Origin of the sequence: Actinacidiphila oryziradicis (assembly GCF_005047355.1) — a bacterium.
Classification (GTDB): Bacteria; Actinomycetota; Actinomycetes; order Streptomycetales; family Streptomycetaceae; genus Actinacidiphila; species Actinacidiphila oryziradicis.
Map to the genome: position 1 here is coordinate 29,547 of NZ_SUMC01000001.1, position 16,276 is coordinate 45,822.

At 67.4% G+C, this 16,276-nt stretch carries 11 protein-coding genes; 3 read left to right on the plus strand and 8 right to left on the minus strand.

The window, feature by feature from the left end; translation table 11 throughout:
- Positions 1-2: 2 nt before the first annotated feature.
- From FCI23_RS00235 to FCI23_RS00260, 6 genes are all read right to left on the minus strand, one after another.
- Positions 3-1,535, minus strand: a complete 1,533-nt coding sequence (locus tag FCI23_RS00235) for a recombinase family protein (RefSeq protein WP_136721370.1) — start codon at positions 1,533-1,535, stop codon at positions 3-5.
- Positions 1,536-1,544: 9 nt separating this feature from the next.
- A complete protein-coding gene (locus FCI23_RS00240) occupies positions 1,545-2,099 on the minus strand; it encodes a ComEA family DNA-binding protein (RefSeq protein WP_322973769.1) in 555 nt (184 codons plus the stop codon).
- Between the two features lie 367 nt (positions 2,100-2,466).
- Positions 2,467-3,312 (minus strand): DegV family protein, encoded by an 846-nt coding sequence (locus FCI23_RS00245; RefSeq protein ID WP_136721371.1) that lies wholly within the window; start codon positions 3,310-3,312, stop codon positions 2,467-2,469.
- A 67-nt stretch (positions 3,313-3,379) separates the two neighbouring features.
- Positions 3,380-4,066, minus strand: coding sequence for a hypothetical protein (locus FCI23_RS00250; protein WP_246143181.1), 687 nt, complete (start codon positions 4,064-4,066; stop codon positions 3,380-3,382).
- Between the two features lie 107 nt (positions 4,067-4,173).
- The gene (gene leuS / locus FCI23_RS00255; RefSeq protein WP_136721372.1) at positions 4,174-7,011 is read right to left on the minus strand and encodes a leucine--tRNA ligase; all 2,838 of its coding nucleotides are present in this window, start codon (positions 7,009-7,011) and stop codon (positions 4,174-4,176) included.
- A gap of 230 nt (positions 7,012-7,241) precedes the next feature.
- Positions 7,242-9,176: a S53 family peptidase gene (locus tag FCI23_RS00260; RefSeq protein ID WP_246143182.1), complete on the minus strand. Its 1,935-nt coding sequence runs from the start codon at positions 9,174-9,176 to the stop codon at positions 7,242-7,244.
- Positions 9,177-9,570: 394 nt separating this feature from the next.
- Between FCI23_RS00260 and FCI23_RS00265 the strand changes: the two genes are divergently transcribed.
- The 3 genes from FCI23_RS00265 (at position 9,571) to FCI23_RS56045 (ending at position 12,781) form a co-directional block, all read left to right on the plus strand.
- A complete protein-coding gene (locus tag FCI23_RS00265) occupies positions 9,571-10,794 on the plus strand; it encodes a hypothetical protein (protein ID WP_136721374.1) in 1,224 nt (407 codons plus the stop codon).
- Between the two features lie 110 nt (positions 10,795-10,904).
- On the plus strand, positions 10,905-12,365 hold the full coding sequence (locus FCI23_RS00270; protein WP_407645903.1) for an NADH-ubiquinone oxidoreductase-F iron-sulfur binding region domain-containing protein: 1,461 nt from the start codon (positions 10,905-10,907) through the stop codon (positions 12,363-12,365).
- A gap of 239 nt (positions 12,366-12,604) precedes the next feature.
- Complete coding sequence (locus FCI23_RS56045; RefSeq protein WP_169316638.1) at positions 12,605-12,781, plus strand: hypothetical protein; 177 nt, start codon at positions 12,605-12,607, stop codon at positions 12,779-12,781.
- 7 nt (positions 12,782-12,788) lie between these two features.
- Here the strand turns inward: FCI23_RS56045 and FCI23_RS00275 are convergent, their stop codons facing one another.
- Both FCI23_RS00275 and FCI23_RS00280 read right to left on the minus strand, forming a co-directional pair.
- Positions 12,789-15,020: an NACHT domain-containing protein gene (locus tag FCI23_RS00275; RefSeq protein WP_136721376.1), complete on the minus strand. Its 2,232-nt coding sequence runs from the start codon at positions 15,018-15,020 to the stop codon at positions 12,789-12,791.
- Positions 15,021-15,207: 187 nt separating this feature from the next.
- Entirely contained in the window at positions 15,208-15,426 is a 219-nt protein-coding gene (locus FCI23_RS00280) for a hypothetical protein (protein WP_169316639.1), read from the minus strand.
- Positions 15,427-16,276: the final 850 nt, after the last annotated feature.

A 16,276-nucleotide genomic window follows, 5' to 3' on the forward strand; every position in this document is an offset into this window, starting at 1 on the left:
CGTCAGGCTTGAGGGTCCAGCGGGCGCAGCCTGTCGGGGTCGAATCGGCGGGGCTTGCCCACGATGAACGGGACAACCTCGTAGCCAGCCGTCACCGTGAGCACGACCTCGCGCTTGTCGGCCGGCGTCAGCCGGGCCCAGCCCTCGCGTACATCACCGGCAAGCAGCTTCCGCAGCACGCGCGGCGCCGCAGAAGTGAGCAGGGCCCGCGACTCCTTCACGCGCCTCTCGATGATCCTGCGCGCCTCGCCATACTCGGCGAAGCTGATCTCTTTGCGGGCCCACATGCCGGCAAGCTGCTTCAGCTGCGCCTCATCCTCGACCAGCTCTGCACGTGCGGCATCGGTTGCCTCATGGGTGGCGATGGACCGCAGCCGCCCGAGCACGTCCGGCAGCGATAGCAGGTCGAGCATCTGGCGCTCAACCTCCTCCTCCGCGGGCACGGCCTTGATGCTGATCTTTCCGCAGCCACCCCTGTTCCGGGCACACCAGTACTGCTCCCCCGCGTTGCCATGCTTGCCCGTGAGTCCGTGGCCGCATTGCGAGCAGTGCAGGACGTCGGTCAGCCATCGTTTTAGGGTGATGTCGATGTGACGGCCCCGCTCGGAGAGGCGCACGCAGACCTGTTCCCACGTCTCCGTATCAAGGATGGCCGGCCACACGGCTGTCCCCGCGATCTCACCTCGGTGTGCGCGGAGACCGGCGATACGCGGCTTGGTGACGACCGATCGGACGGAGCGGGCGTTCCATGCGGCACCCGTGACGGTGGGTACCTCGCGGGCTTGGAGGTCGTCAGCGATGGAGTTGAGGCTCTCGCCGTGCGTCTCGTAGGCGGTCCACTGCTCCGGCGTCCAGTCGTGCCAGGTGCCGAGGACGCGAGCTGCGATCTCTCGCACGATCTTGGCTTCCTCGGGTACGACTTCGAGGTTCCGCCGGTCGTAGCCGTAGCCGCGGAACCCTCCCCCGCCGGGCTTGCCCTCGGCTGCGAGCTCCTCGTGCTTGCGGGAGACGCGCCGGGAAGTGTCGCGGCTGGACTTGTTGGCGACGGCGCACATGATGCGCGCCATGGTGATGTCCGCGTCGTTGGCGAGCCGCAGGGATCCCGTGACGCTCTCGACCGGGATGCGGGGGCGCCGGGACTCGACGACGTCGATGAGGTCTTCGAGGTCGCGGGGGTCCCGGGCGACGCGGTCCAGGTCGTCCGCGATCAGGCCGTCACACTCGCCGGACGCGAGCAGGTCCAGGGCGGCGCGGAAGCCGGGCCGGACGGTGCGCAGGCCTGTCGTGCCGTCAGGAAGGGCGATCTTGCGGCGCTTGAAGGCGCTGGTGTCGTCCTCGGGGATCACCTTGGTGATGGTCCACCCGAGGCGCTTGGCGTGCGCCCGGCCGTCCTCCTCCTGCCTACCGATCCCTTTGGAGAATTCGGCGCGCCAGCGGTCGGACCAACGCTCGGATTCTCCGTCCGGCTCGTCGGTCTCATCCTCGCGGGTGCGGTAGCTGATGCGCAGCAGGAGTACGGCCCTTGTCGGTGTCATGGCTTTAGGTTACGCTATGGATATCGGATCGCCGATGCCGGTGACATCGTTGAGCTGGTCGATGGAGGCGAAGCCGCCATGCCGGGCGCGGTAGTCGAGGATGTGCTGGGCCAGGACGGGGCCGACGCCGGGGAGGGTCTCCAACTGGTCGAGGGTGGCGGTGCCGAGGCTGACCGGGGCTGAGGGGCCGGACGGCGATGTGCCGGAAGGCAGGGGCGCTGGGGCCCCGACCAGGATCTGTTCGCCGTCGGCCAGGAGCCTGGCCAGGTTGAGAGCACTGGTGTCCGCGCCGGGCACCGCACCGCCGGCCGCCCTGAGGGCGTCAGCGACGCGGGAGCCGGAAGGCAGCTTCCGCAGACCGGGATTGCGCACCTTGCCCGCGATGTCGACGACCAGCCGGGCCTTCGCCGCAACGGCGGGCGGCGGCCCCGGTGAAGGACGCGGTACCGCCGCGCGGGTGGCCGGCGGCACGGCGACCGTGTGCGGGCGGCCGGTCCAGAAATGGTGCACCGCGAAGCCTGCGGCGGCCAGAAGCACTACCCCGAGCGCGGCGACGGTCTTCAACTCGACGCCGCAACGCACAAACAGCCACGTCGCGAGGCGTGAGACGGCCGAAGGACGCGGAACGGGGGACGGCGGCTCCTGCGCTGCCGCTTCCGGCGCAGGTGCCGGCGCCGGTGATCCGGTCGGCGGAGTCGGATCGCGGACCGGCGGATGAAGGACCGGCGGATGAAGGACCGGCGGGCTGTGGAGCGGCGCATCGAAGAGCGTTGCGGCACGCTGCCGTACGACGGCGTGAAGGTCCTTGCGACGATTGGTTACAGTGAGTGTTCCCATGCGACTGACAGTAGCGCCCATCGCCACGGTGAGATGATCTTGCTTCCCGCCTGTGGATAACTAGGCAGCCCGCCCCGCGCCCCCGCGCGCCGGCTCATCGCGGCGAGACCACGGCGCCGAGAAGCCCCGGCCCGGTGTGCGCGCCGATGACGGCGCCGACCTCGCTGACCATCAGGTCGTCCAGGCCGGGCACACGAGCCCGTAGCCGCTCGGCGAGCAGGGCCGCGCGGTCGGCGGTGGCGAGGTGGTGGACGGCGATGTCCACGCGCCGGGCACCGGCCCGTTCGACGACGATTTCCTCCAGTCGGGCGACAGCCTTGGACGCGGTGCGCACTTTCTCCATGAGCTGGATCCGGCCTTCGGCGAGCTGGAGAAGGGGCTTGACGGCGAGCGCCGAGCCCAGCAGCGCCTGGGCCGCGCCAATGCGGCCGCCGCGCCGCAGGTAGTCGAGGGTGTCGACGTAGAAGTAGGCGGAGGTGTCCGAGGCGCGTTTCTCCGCTGCCGCGACGATCTCGTCCGCCGAGCCGCCCGCTTCCGCCGCTTCGGCGGCGCTGAGCACGGAGAAGCCGAGCGCCATCGCGACCATGGCGGTGTCCACGACGTGTACCGGGACCGGAGCCGCCGCGGCGGCGAGGAGGGCGGCGTCATATGTGCCGGAGAACTCGGCGGACAGGTGCAGCGACACGATGGCGGTCGCGCCCGCTTCAGCGGCGGCGCGGTAGGCGGCGGCGAACTCCTCGGGGCTGGGCCGGGATGTCGTCACGGGTTTGCGGCGCTGCAGCGCGCGGGCGACGGCGGGGGCGGAGACCTCGGTGCCTTCTTCCAGCGCTTCGTCGCCGATCACCACCGCGAGCCGCACGACCGTGATGTGGTGCCGGGTCAGGGCCTCCTGAGGCAGGTAGGCCGTTGAATCGGTGACGATCGCGATATGGGACGACATGTGCGGGAGGTTACCCGCGTGGGGAGCGAGAGGACAGTACGGCCCTGGTCAAGATCAGGTAGGGGGATCAGGCGGTGCGCTTGGGCTTGCCCAGCCGCTTGCCCAGTGGATTGCCCAGTGGATTGCCCAGTGGATTGCCCAGTGGATTGCCCATTGGCTTGTCCAGCGGCTTGTGCGGCTTGTCCACCGGCTCGTCCTCGGGCGGCGTGACGGGTGCCCAGTGCCGCAACGCCCCGGCCTCGACCTCGATCTGGCGGCCCAGTGCCGCGAGGTCGTCATCGGCGAACTGGCGGGCGCGGTCCTGGGCGGCCCAGCGCAGGGAGTCGGCGGAGTGGGTGATGCGGTGGGTACGTTCGCGGAGTTCGGGGAGGCGCGCAGCGATCCGGGACTTGTCGGGCTCGCGTTCCAGGATGCGCAGCTCGGCGTCGAGGTCCTTGGCATGTTCGCGGAGCCGGGCGAGCAGAGCCAGCGCCTCGCCGAGCGAGGCGTCGGAGGCCACGTGGGGCTCCAGCGTCTCGCGGGTGCCGGTGATGGACGTACGCAAGGAGAGCCGTAGCCCGGCGAGGTCGCCGACCGGGCCGGGCTGGGTGTACTTGCGGGCCTTGAGGGTCGTCTCCTCGACCACCCGGCGAGCCTGCAGGCCCGTCCGTTCCACGCCGCGCTGCACAGCTCGTACGGTCCTGACCGCCGCCACGACGCCGAGGGCCACGAAGGAGACCATAAGCAGCGAGAACAGTGCCAGGGCGAAATTCACAGCGGCTCCAAGGCTCGGCTCACGTCGTGTTCCAGGTCAAAGGTAAACCCACAGGGGCGGTCACGGGTTCCGGATGAACCCCAACCGCCCCCTGGTGGCCGCCCCGATCAGGAAGGAACGATGTTGACCAGCTTCGGCGCCCGGACGATCACCTTGCGGATGCCCGCGCCGTCCAGAGCCGCGACAACCGCCGGGTCGGCCAGCGCCTGAGCCTCCAGGTCGGCGTCGGAGATCGTCGGCGGCACGTCCAGGCGGGCCTTGACCTTGCCCTTGATCTGGACGACGCAGGTCACGGCCTCGTCCTGGGCCAGCGCGGGGTCGGCGACCGGGAAGTCCGCGTGGGTCAGCGACTCGCTGTGGCCCAGCCGGGACCACAGTTCCTCGGCGATGTGCGGGGCCAGCGGGGCGATCAGCAGCACCAGGGGCTCGGCGACGGAGCGCGGTACCGGGCCGGCCGCCTTGGTCAGGTGGTTGTTCAGCTCGGTGACCTTGGCGATGGCCGTGTTGAAGCGCAGACCGGCCATGTCCTGGGTGACGCCGTCGATCGCCTTGTGCAGGGCGCGCAGCGTCGCCTCGTCCGGTTCGGTGTCGGAGACCGTCACCTCGCCGGTCGACTCGTCGATGACGTTGCGCCACACCCGCTGCAGCAGCCGGTACTGGCCGACGACCGCCCGGGTGTCCCACGGCCGTGACACGTCCAGGGGGCCCATCGCCATCTCGTACAGGCGCAGGGTGTCGGCCCCGTACTCGGCGCAGATCTCGTCCGGGGTGACGGCGTTCTTCAGGGACTTGCCCATCTTGCCCAGCAGCCGGCTGACCTGCTCGCCGTTGTAGAAGTACTTGCCGTCGCGCTCCTCGACCTCGGCGGCCGGGACGGGGATGCCCCGGCTGTCGCGGTAGACGTAGGCCTGGATCATGCCCTGGTTGTACAGCTTGTGGAAGGGCTCGAACGAGGAGATGTGGCCCAGGTCGAACAGCACCTTGTGCCAGAAGCGGGCGTACAGCAGGTGCAGTACGGCGTGCTCGGCGCCGCCGACGTACAGGTCGACGCCGCCGGCGGGCTGGCCCTCGCGGGGACCCATCCAGTACTGCTCGATGGCGGGGTCGACCAGCCGCTCGCTGTTGTGCGGGTCCAGGTAACGCAGCTCGTACCAGCAGGAACCGGCCCAGTTGGGCATGGTGTTGGTCTCGCGGCGGTAGCTGCGCGGACCGGCGCCGTCGCCCAGGTCCAGGGTGACGGTCACCCAGTCCGGGTTCCGGGACAGCGGGGTCTCCGGGGAGGTGTCGGCGTCGTCGGGGTCGAAGGTGCGGGGGCTGTAGTCGTCGACCTCGGGCAGTTCGACCGGCAGCATGGAGTCGGGCAGCGCGTGGACGACGCCGTCCTCGTCATAGACGATGGGGAAGGGCTCGCCCCAGTAGCGCTGACGGCTGAACAGCCAGTCGCGCAGCCGGTAGTTGATGGTGCCCTCGCCGATGCCGCGGGCGGCCAGCCATTCGATGATCTTCGACTTGGCCTCGGTGACGGGCAGGCCGTTCAGGTCGATCTCGTCATTGGCGGAGTTGATCGCCGGGCCCTGGCCGGTGAAGGCCTCGCCCTCCCAGCCCTCGGGCGGCTGGACGGTACGGATGACGGGCAGGTCGAAGACCTTGGCGAACTCCCAGTCACGCTCGTCCTGGCCGGGTACGGCCATGATCGCGCCAGTGCCGTAACCCATCAGGACGTAGTCGGCGATGAAGACCGGGATCCTCAGGCCGGTGACCGGGTTCACCGCGTACGCGCCGGTGAAGACGCCGGTCTTGTCCTTGCCCTCGGTCTGGCGCTCCACGTCCGACTTGGACTGCGCCTGCTTGCGGTACGCGGCCACGGCGTCGGCAGGGGTGGAGGCGCCACCGGTCCAGGCTTCCTTCGTGCCCTCGGGCCACTCGGCGGGGACGAGGTCGTCCACCAGGCCGTGCTCGGGGGCCAGCACCATATATGTGGCGCCGAACAGGGTGTCCGGGCGTGTCGTGAAGACCGTGATCTTCGCGCCGTCGCCGCCGTTGCCATCGCTGCCGACCCTGAAGTCGACACGGGCACCCTCGCTCCGACCGATCCAGTTGCGCTGCTGCAGCTTGATCGCCTCGGGCCAGTCCAGCGCGTCCAGGTCCGACAGCAGCCGGTCCGCGTAGGCGGTGATCCGCATCATCCACTGGCGCAGATTGGCCTTGAACACCGGGAAGTTGCCGCGCTCGGAGCGGCCGTCCGCGGTGACCTCCTCATTGGCCAGTACGGTGCCCAGGCCCGGGCACCAGTTGACCGGCGACTGGGAGGAGTACGCCAGCCGGTAGCCCGCCAGAACGTCCTCGCGCTCAGCGCCGGACAGCCCGGCCCAGGGCCGCCCGTCCGGGGTCGGGCGGGCACCGGTGGCGAACTGCTCGACCAGGGTGTCGATGGGGCGGGCCTTGCCGGCCTCGGGGTCGTACCAGGAGTTGAAGATCTGCAGGAAGATCCACTGGGTCCACTTGTAGTACTCCGGGTCGATCGTCGCGATCGACCGCCGTTTGTCGTGGCCCAGGCCCAGGCGGCGCAGCTGCCGCGTCATGTTCTCGATGTTGGCTTCGGTGGACACCCGGGGGTGGGTGCCGGTCTGCACCGCGTACTGCTCGGCGGGCAGGCCGAAGGCGTCGAAGCCGAGGGTGTGCAGCACATTGTGGCCGGTCATGCGCTGGAAGCGGGCGTAGACGTCGGTGGCGATGTAGCCCAGCGGGTGGCCGACGTGCAGTCCCGCACCCGAGGGGTACGGGAACATGTCCATGATGAACTTCTTGGGCCGGTCGGTGACCTCGGCGGCGAAGGTCTGGTGGTCGTCCCAGAAGTCCTGCCAGCGGTCCTCGATCCGCGCGGCCAGGGCAGCCGTATAGCGGTGGGGCGCGACCGCCTCGGCGGCGGGAGTGGTGTCGCTCATCGTCCTCGGTACTCCATCGATGTCATGACGGCCTGCGGCCCGGCCGTGCGCTCTACCTGCCGAAATGAAAAAGCCCCTCGCACAGGAGGGGCGCCGCACTGACCTGGATCCTCGTCAGCACGGCTCGCTAAGCAGAAGGCGTACGGCATGCATGTGGCCAGGTTACCGCAGTACCCGAAGGGCCCGCACCGGGGATGTCCCCGGTGCGGGCCCCATGGCCCGCTACCGCGTCAGCGGTGGCCGTGTCCGGACCGCGCGAACGACTTCAGGTAACCGGCGGCTGGGCTGCCGACGCCGGTCACATCGTCGTAGCCGACAGTCGCGGACAGCGAGCTGTCGCGGCCGAGGCTACGCAGCGAGGTGATGGTTCCCTTACTCGCGTCGATGCCGTTGGCGTAGTCCACCCGGACCACGGCGAGCGAGACACCGGCACCCAGCGGGTGGTCGGTCACGTCGTGGTAGGCGGAGGTGCCGTACTTGTTGTAGATCGCCGGGTTGGCGAAGCCGAGCGGCACGCCGCCCTGCGCCTGCTGGGCCAGCGCCTGGATGGCCGCGAAGACCGGTGAGGCGAGCGAGGTGCCGCCGATCCGGTACTCGCTGTACTGGACCGACCCGTCGGGGAAGGTCTGGCTCTGGCCGACCAGGAAGCCGGTCTGCGGGTCGGCCACGGCCGAGACGTCCGGGACAACACGCTCCTTGGCCGTACCACCGTTCGCCAGGGCCAGCGAGTCCGGGACCACACCGCGCTGGTAGAACGGCTGGCTGTAGATCTGGCTGGTACCGCCGCCGGCGCCGTAGGAGTACGTGCCGGGCAGCGAGGCCCAGCTCGTGCCGTCCGACGAGAGCAGCGACTTCGTCGTGCCCCAACCGGTCTCCCACTTGTACGTGTTGTCCTTGCCGACCGCCAGCGAGGTGCCGCCGACCGCCGTTGCCCACGGGGAGTCGGCGGGGGCGTCGACCTGCTTTGTCTTGGTGTTGGCGACCTCGTCGCCGCTGTCACCGGAGGAGAAGTAGAAGCCGATGCCCTCGACCGCGCCCTGCTGGAAGATCTGGTCGTAGGCGGCGGCCAGGTCCGGGGTGTTGTACTGCTCGGCCTCGCCCCAGGAGTTGGAGACGATGTCGGCCAGATGGTTGTCGACGACCTTGCTCAGCGCGTCGAGCAGGTCGTTGTCGGAGCAGGAGGCCGCACCGACATAGGTGACGTCGGACGCCGGGGCGACCGAGTGCACCGCCTCGACGTCGAGGGTCTCCTCGCCGTACCAGCCGGACGCGTCGCACTCGGAGATGTACTGGTAGTCGCTCGGCAGGACCTGGGTGAGCTGGCCCTTCTTGTACGCCGCGTCGCCGTTGCCCTTGGCGTACGTGGCGGCGTCCTTGGCGATCGTCGGCGAGGCGAACGCGTCGGTGATCGCGACAGTGACGCCCTTGCCGGTGTTCTGCTCCTTCGCGCCGTACGCGGCACGCAGCTGCGTGCCGGTGTAGCCCTTGACCGCGTACGGCTGCTTGGCGCCGTACGCGGACGGCAGGGACTTGGCGACGTTCGAGCCGTAGTACGTCGAGAACGGCCCGGAGTTCTTGAAGACGGCCGGGGGCGCCGGGAGCGTGGCGGTGTCGTGCTTGACGACATGCGGCGCGTTGTCCAGGCCGACCACGGTGAGGACCGCGCCGCCCAGCGAGGCCGGCACGGAGGCCGTCGTCGTGGGTGCACGGTAGGTCTTGCCGCCCTTGGTGAAGTTGTGCAGCTGGGTGGCGAAGGCCTTCTCGGTGTCGGCGACCTGGCCGGTGACCGTCAGATAGTGCTGGTTGTGGCTGGTGACCGAGAGGCCGGAAGCCTTGAGCCAGCTGGTGACCTCGGCGATCTGCTGCGTAGTGGCGCCGAACCGGGCCTGGACCTGCTTCGCCGTCAGATACTTGCCGTACAGAGCCGAACTCGGGTCCGAGACGGCCTTGGCGTAGGCGGCCAGGGCCGAGGCGTTGCCGGCCAGATAGACGCGGGCGGTGACCTTGCCCGCGTCGGAGGTGCTGCCCTTGTCGGCCTTGGCTGTCGCCCAGGCCGGCTTGGTGCCACTCAGGGTGTCACGCCCCGACTGCGGCGTGGCGTTGGCCTGGGCGGCGGGTATGCCCAGAGCGAGCGCACCGGCGACCAATGGCAGTGTTGCTGCCATGGCTACACCGGCGCGCCCTCTGGAGCGATGAGAACTCATGTAACCCCCAGCGTTACGAATCTTCGCGTGTTGCGGGCACGTGCATGGTCAACGCGCTCCGGAGATCGTCACTCTCGCGCCGAACGGTTAATGCGAGGGGCATGGCTTTGCCAAGAAATCACCAAGTGGGGTCCGGGCGGGCAGATTTGAGGGAAAACCCTGCACCGAAATCCCGACATACGACACAAGGAGGCGCAGACCGCCGAAACACCTCAGAACCACGCCCCAAAACCACTATGGGCCAACGCAGTTAGCAGGATCTCGAACATACTAACGCTAGCAGTGGGAAGGGTCCCGCGGGTCAGTTGTCGAAAGTTGTACCTCCATCGGTACGAACATGTTTAGCGTCATGCGCATGCGCATCAACCCTCAAGCTCCAGACTCCGACTCACGCCGCAGGAACCGCCCTTTTGCCGAGAACACCACCTCGCTCGAGGGCCTCCGTTCCTCCCGGTTCACGCGGGTCGCGGCGACCGGCGGCGTTGTGGTCCTGCTCATCGCCATCGCGGCCGCCGCCGGACCGCAGTTGCGCGCGTTCCTCGACTTCGGTGTCGGCGTCCTCTCCCTGGTCTCGCTCTCCAGCGCCTGCATCTGGGGACTGGTCTGCACCGACACCCGCTTCCTCGGCCCGCGTCACCGGATCATGACCCAGGCGGTGCATCGGGGGCTGGGGGTCGCCGCGGTGGTCTTCCTGATCCTGCACATCACCACGAAGGTCGTTGAAGGGCATGTGTCGCTGGTCTCGGCCTTCATACCCTTCGGCACCACGGGCCAGGGCCTTCTCATCGCCCTCGGCGTGATCGCCGCGTACCTGATGATCCTGGCCGCCGTGACCGGCGCCATGCGGAGCGCCTTCGCCTCCAAGCGGCACCCCGTACGGTGGCGGATCCTGCATTCGATGGCGTACATCTCGTGGTGCATGGCGCTGGTCCACGGCCTGGAAGCCGGCCGGTCCGCCAAGTTCATCTTCGTCGCGATGTACCTGATCAGTCTGGGTGGCGTCGGTATCGCCCTGCTCGTACGGCTCCGCTCGGTGCGCGGCCAGTCGCTCTTCAAGAGCGGTCCCGAGGTCGGGGCCGCCTCGGAGGACAAGGGCCTCGGCGGCATCGGCGCCGGCAGCGGCAGGCGCCGGGCCGCACCGGCCGGCCGGTCCGACGGCATCCCGCTCGCCTACATCGACGACCCGCTGCCGCCGCTCCCCAACTTCCCGCTGACCGCCCCGGCCATGCCGCAGGTCGCCCCCGGCTACGACACCGGGCAGCTCCCGTCGGCCGGACCGATCTACGCCCAGTCGCAGCGCACGGACCAGATGCCGCCGTCGGTCTATGCTCAGCAGCAGCCGTCCGGCCAACTGCCGCCCGGCTACGCTCAACCCGACGCGACCCAGATGATGCCGCCGATTCCCGGCCAACGCGCCTACGACGGCACGCCCGCCTACGGCACACCTGCCTACGGCACACCTGCCTATGACAACGCCGTTCCTCCCGAGGTACCGACCGACACAGGAGCCACCCGCCTCCAGCCCGTCGCCTGGCAGCAGCCAGGCTCCGCCCCGTACTTCGGAGAACAACAGCGATGAGTCCCCGTCCGGCCCTTCCCGGTGCATCGGCATCCCCTGGCGCGACCGCAGGCGACGTACTGCCGGAGGTCCGTGCAGTCGGACTGCCACGCATCACCGCCGGCTTCGACATGGCCGAGCGACTCGACCGGGTCACCCACCTGTCCGTGCACGGCTCGATGCCCACGCTCACCGAGAGCGAAGTCATAGACCTGGCCGAGCTGATGGGGCTGCGCGGCCGGGGCGGCGCGGGCTTCCCGTTCTACCGGAAGCTCAAGGCAGTCGGCGAGTCCGCGCGGCGCAAGGGAACCCGGACCGCGGTCGTGGTCAACGGCTGCGAGGGCGAGCCCGCCTGTCGCAAGGACGCGACAATCCTCCGGCGCGCCCCGCACCTGGTCATAGACGGCGCCGTGCTGGCGGCCGAGATCCTCGGCGCCCAGACGCTGGTCATCAGCGTGACCCGCGACACCAACGAGGCGTCGATACGTGACGCGCTGGCCGAGCGCGGCCTCGGTGAAAAGCGCGGACGGAACCTGAAAGCCCGGATCGTACGGATGCCGGAGCGATTCGTTTCCGGTGAGTCCTCGGGCATCATCTCGGCCGCCAACGGCGGCCTCCCGCTGCCGCCCGGCCGGAAGGTCAGCGCCAGTGTCGCGGGCGTCGACGGACTGCCCACCCTCTTCTCCAACACCGAGACCTTCGCCCAGCTCGCTGTCGGCGCCCGGCTCGGCGCGCTGCGCTTCGGCTCCACCGGCGTGGCCGGAGAGCCCGGTACCGCCATGCTGACCATCTCCGGTTCGGTGCCCCGGCAGACCGTCGTCGAGACCCCGACCGGCGTGCCGATGTCGTACATCCTGCAGATGTGCGGCGCGGGCGTCGGCCAGGGAGTGCTCGTCGGCGGCTACCACGGCGCGTGGATCGACCCGCAGATCGCGTCCATGGTGACGATCGCGCGCGAGAGCCTGGAGGCCCACAAGGCCACGCTCGGCGCGGGCGCGCTGCTGCCGCTGGACCCGGGTCTGTGCCCGCTCGGCGAGTCGCTGAAGGTCGTGGAATGGCTGGCGGGCGAGACGGCCGGGCAGTGCGGCCCGTGCCGGCTCGGGCTGCCCTCGATGGCCGCACTGCTCCGCGACGTCCTCAACGGGGGCGGGCAGGGCGCCCTTGAGGCCCTCCGGCAGGCGGCGCTCGGCGTCAAGGGCCGCGGGGTGTGCAGTCACCCGGACGGCTCGATGCGGTTCCTGCTCTCGTCCATCAGCGCCTTCACCGACGACCTGGCCGCGCACGTCCTCGGCGGCGGCTGCGGCCGGCCCACCAAGGGCGTGCTCCCGCTGCTCGGCTCCGAAGGCCCCGGCGGCAAGGGTGGCAAGAGCGGCGGCAAGGCCAGCAACGAAAAACTCGTGGTCGACTGGACCCTCTGCAAGGGGCACGGCCTCTGCGCCGGTCTGCTCCCCGAGATCGTGCGGCTGGACCGCAACGGCTACCCCGACATCGCCGGCACCCGCATTCCCGAACACCTCAACGCCCAGGCCCAGGTCGCCGTCCGGCGCTGCCCCGCCCTCGCGCTGCGTGTCGAGGACGCCACCCGGCGCTGAGCCATAACCGGCTGTCATGCCCGCGCCGAGGGCTCCGGCCCCCGGCGCGGGCGCGGCGCCACCGCGCGGGAGCGCCCTCCGGACGCGACAAGAGCCCGAACACCGCCTCCGGCGTGTGTCGGATTTCTGATAGCGTCCCGCGATTGAACTGATAGGCCGAAGCGGGTTTCGATCCATGTTTAATTACTTTTGGCAGCCGTAAAAATCTCTGGGAAAGCCCGGGTGCCGAAGCTGCGGTCATGGGTGCGGATGAGGTCGAGAAGGAAGCTCCGGAGGGTGGCCGTGATGTCGGCGCGGCTGAGCGTTTGGAGGTGCTCGCGAGCGACGGAGTAGTGGCGCTCGGCGATGGCAGTTGCGATGACCTCGGCGATGCTGTCATCGATAGCGCGACAGGTGGTGACGAGGGACTCGATTAGCCTGTGATCACCGGGGGCGCAGGCGTGCTGGATCCGCCGCGACGGTGTGGTTCGGCGGTCCCTCAGCGTCAAGTGTCCGGACGACCTCGGCCAGCAGATGATCGTCGCCAATGTAGGACCACTGACTTGCCAGGTAGTCCAGCTCGATAGATTCCCGGTCGTCGCTACTCATGAGCATGGCAACGAGCGTGGACCGTACGAGGAGGCGCGCCTCCGAGGAGATCGCATGGAGGACACCGAGGAAACTACGCCGCATTGCATGGGTGGCTGTGGTGCCGGCGAAGGTTTGGAGCGGCTCTAGGTAGTTCAATGCCTCGGCTACGTCTCGCGGTGCGTGCAGGGCGAGCCGGGCGAACGCATCGAGCACCACAGTACGGACATGCGGCTCGCTCGTGGACTGCCAGATGAGCATGAGCTGGCTGATGGTCTGCCCGGTCGGCTTGGCCGCGATGGTGGGCAGGATTCTTGTCGCGCGTTCCAGCGCCGATGTTCCGGCCATTTGCAGGGTGTCGGTGGCGCTATCAAGGAGCGCTGGATAGTGGCCCCAGGCCACAAGTCCAATCGCCTGCACCGCCTCGCTGTCCGAGGTGACCAGGCCTTTAACGGCGTCTTGGGCTGCGGCCTGGAGAAGCGGGTTGCTACCCGCGAGAATCAGGACCTGCTCAAGAACGGCGCCGACGAACAGGTCGCCGCCGTGACTGATTGCTCTGATCGCCAGCGTGCCGATCGTCGCTGGGTCTGATCGAGCGAGCAGCCCCTTGGCGGCGGCAAACTCGAACATGGTCTGGTGGAAAAAGCTGAGAAGCTCTCCGCTGGGGACGAGCACACCGCGTTCAGTGAGAATCGCGAGTTCTTCCTCGACAGATGCAAGGTCACCAGGTGATCCAGCCACTACGGCAGTTGTGTCGCACAACATGGCGCCAGGTAGTTCAGGCAGGCCTGACCCGAGCAACCCGATCGCAGCGTGGCCGGCAGTGGCGCTCAGATTGTCCGCGGCACGAGCACGCAGGCTGATCTCGATATCGGTACGCGCGTCGCGAATCACTCGTCGCTGCCAGTAGGCGTCAAAAAGCCGCGTGACGTCTACGTCGTTGAGTTCAGGCTCGGCAGGCGCGGAGAGGTCGAACAGCATGCGCAGGAGCAGCGGGCTTCGGCATACATCGGCGACCGGCAAGCCGCGGGCTGTTGCCTGGCGGACACGCTTGGCAACCTCGGCATAAGGAACATCCGAGCAGTAGCATGCCACCAAGGCGGCGACCGCGTGGTCAAGCTCGGTGTCGTCGTAGGGCTGAAGGTCATGACGACGCAGGTTGTCGTGCGACAGGAGCGCGGCCTCCTGCGGCCTGGTGGAGTACAAGCCGGTAAAGCCAGCCGCATAAACGGTATCGAGAAGACGCAATAGTGTCTGCCGTGCTTCCTCATCGTGGAGCATCAGATCAGCAGTGTCGAGAAGCAAGACCGGCCTGCTACCCGCCTGGGCGATCTTTTGAAACAATCCAGCGAGTTTTTCAGCAGGTTCGTTACTCCGGTCCCGTAGTAACCACGTCGCGGGCAGCAGCACCGGCTGTATATCTGGCTGGGCGGCCAGGCTTTGGTGGAGTGACCATAGCAATGTGCTCTTGCCAGATCCGGCTTCTCCTACGATCACCTGCGGCCACGGATGATTTATATCCATGAGCTGTTCAAGCAGATCGGGTTCGAGAGTGCGCACTACGTGCAGCTCGTCGTCGATGCGGATATCACGCGCGTAGACAGCAGAGGCCGCGAGCAGCTCGCGGCCGCCGGTATCGTAGTCATTCGCAGGTGTCGACCCGACGACCAGCATTCCGCCCGTCTGCACAGGCTCAGGCTCCACAGCGAATGGGAAATCTGGATGGAGCAGTGTCTCCGCTAGTAACCGACGCAGAGGTGTGAGCATTTCAGCCCTGACCCAGGCTACGGACCCATACACACCAGCAGATTCTTTCAGGCGTTCCAGAAGGTCACTGTACTTCTTCCCTTGGAGCTGCCCTATCGGTATCGCTTCGAATCCATACTCAGGCGCAGTGATGTTAAACATCATGCAAGCAGCCTGGCGAAGCGGCATCTTTGGTTCAGTTGTCGACGGCTCGACGACATCAGCCTTAGGAAGGCAGAGAATTGCTGTCCGAATGAGGACCTTCAGCGCATTGACCCGATCCTGCTGCCATTCGTCAGCATAGTGACGCCTAGCTAGCTTGGAGAGCTGGTCGAGTTTCAACGCCCTCGTCTTCCCTACTTGCCTGAAGGCAATCAATCAGCCGCTGAGCCAAGTCGTCGAGCTCCTCAGCCATGGCGCGCACAAGTTCCCCGTCGACCATCACTGTCCCAGTATGTAGTGACAGGAGGCCAGGGGCTAGCGACTTGCTCCCCTAGTGGCGCACCAAATCAGCGACGGTCAGCATAGTCTACCACCAGTCCTCTCGCTGCCAGCCTTCCGGGAGCTTGCTGTCGAGGTAGCGGGCCGCGGGTTCGTCGAGCCAGTCGGAATGGACGGCACGGGACATGGACCAGTGGACACCTTCTCGGACGTTGGGGTCCACGTCCTGCAAGAGCGTCGTCCAGAGATCGACAACCGGTTGCCGGACAGCGTAGTCGTCCAGTTCAAATTGCAACAGTGAATCCATGATATCGCTAACAAGGGCGCGAACACTGGGGTCTGAATGAGTGGCGAGCGTAGCATAAACGTCGCGCGCCTTGGCTAAATCGCGAGCAGGTAGACATGTCGATCGCGCTGCATGAGGCCCGTAAACAGGTTCATATTCTGCTCATCGTGCTTAGCGACAGTGACCTCAGGACTACGACCGTTTCTGCTGCTTGCGATGTTGAGAGCAAGCACTGGGCTCGCCACTTGATTCGGTTCCAAAAATTCAAGATTGAAGGCCGGAGGCGGCAAGTCATGTATTCGCTCCGGCGATGGTCTGTAGTCCGTGGGTAGTTTGGTTTTCCACTCTGGCGTCTCTGCTGATGGCCTTGGCTCACGCTCCATAATTGATTTCCTTATTTACAAGATCAACTATGGAATATTCTTTCTAGCTTTTCAACATCTCTACCGCGCGCATGTGCCGTGGCCGTGTTCGAGGTCAAGAACTTGTCGCTTGACTTGCCGCTCGCTTATAAGCGCCTGTACGAGCGGCAAGTCAAGCGGCAAGTCGTATCCCTCGTTGAGGACGATCCGTAGCTTTGATTTCAGCGAGGCAATCGCCTAGCTAGATCAAACGGAAGAGGCACAGATGCAGGTACTAGTAAAGATCAACCTCGTCATGGCGGCCTACTACGTCGGGCGCATATGGCAGTTCGTTCGTGACGCGCGGTCGGCCATGGGAACCGACCGGCGGCACTAATGACAACGGGGGTGGCACGGGAACCGAGTCGGTTTCCGTGCCACCCCGGTCACCGACCAGCAAGCCATTGTCTCTGTTCCACCCTCATTTAGTCATCGCGTGTTCACCGCCTCCAGTGCTGGCACGGCGACGA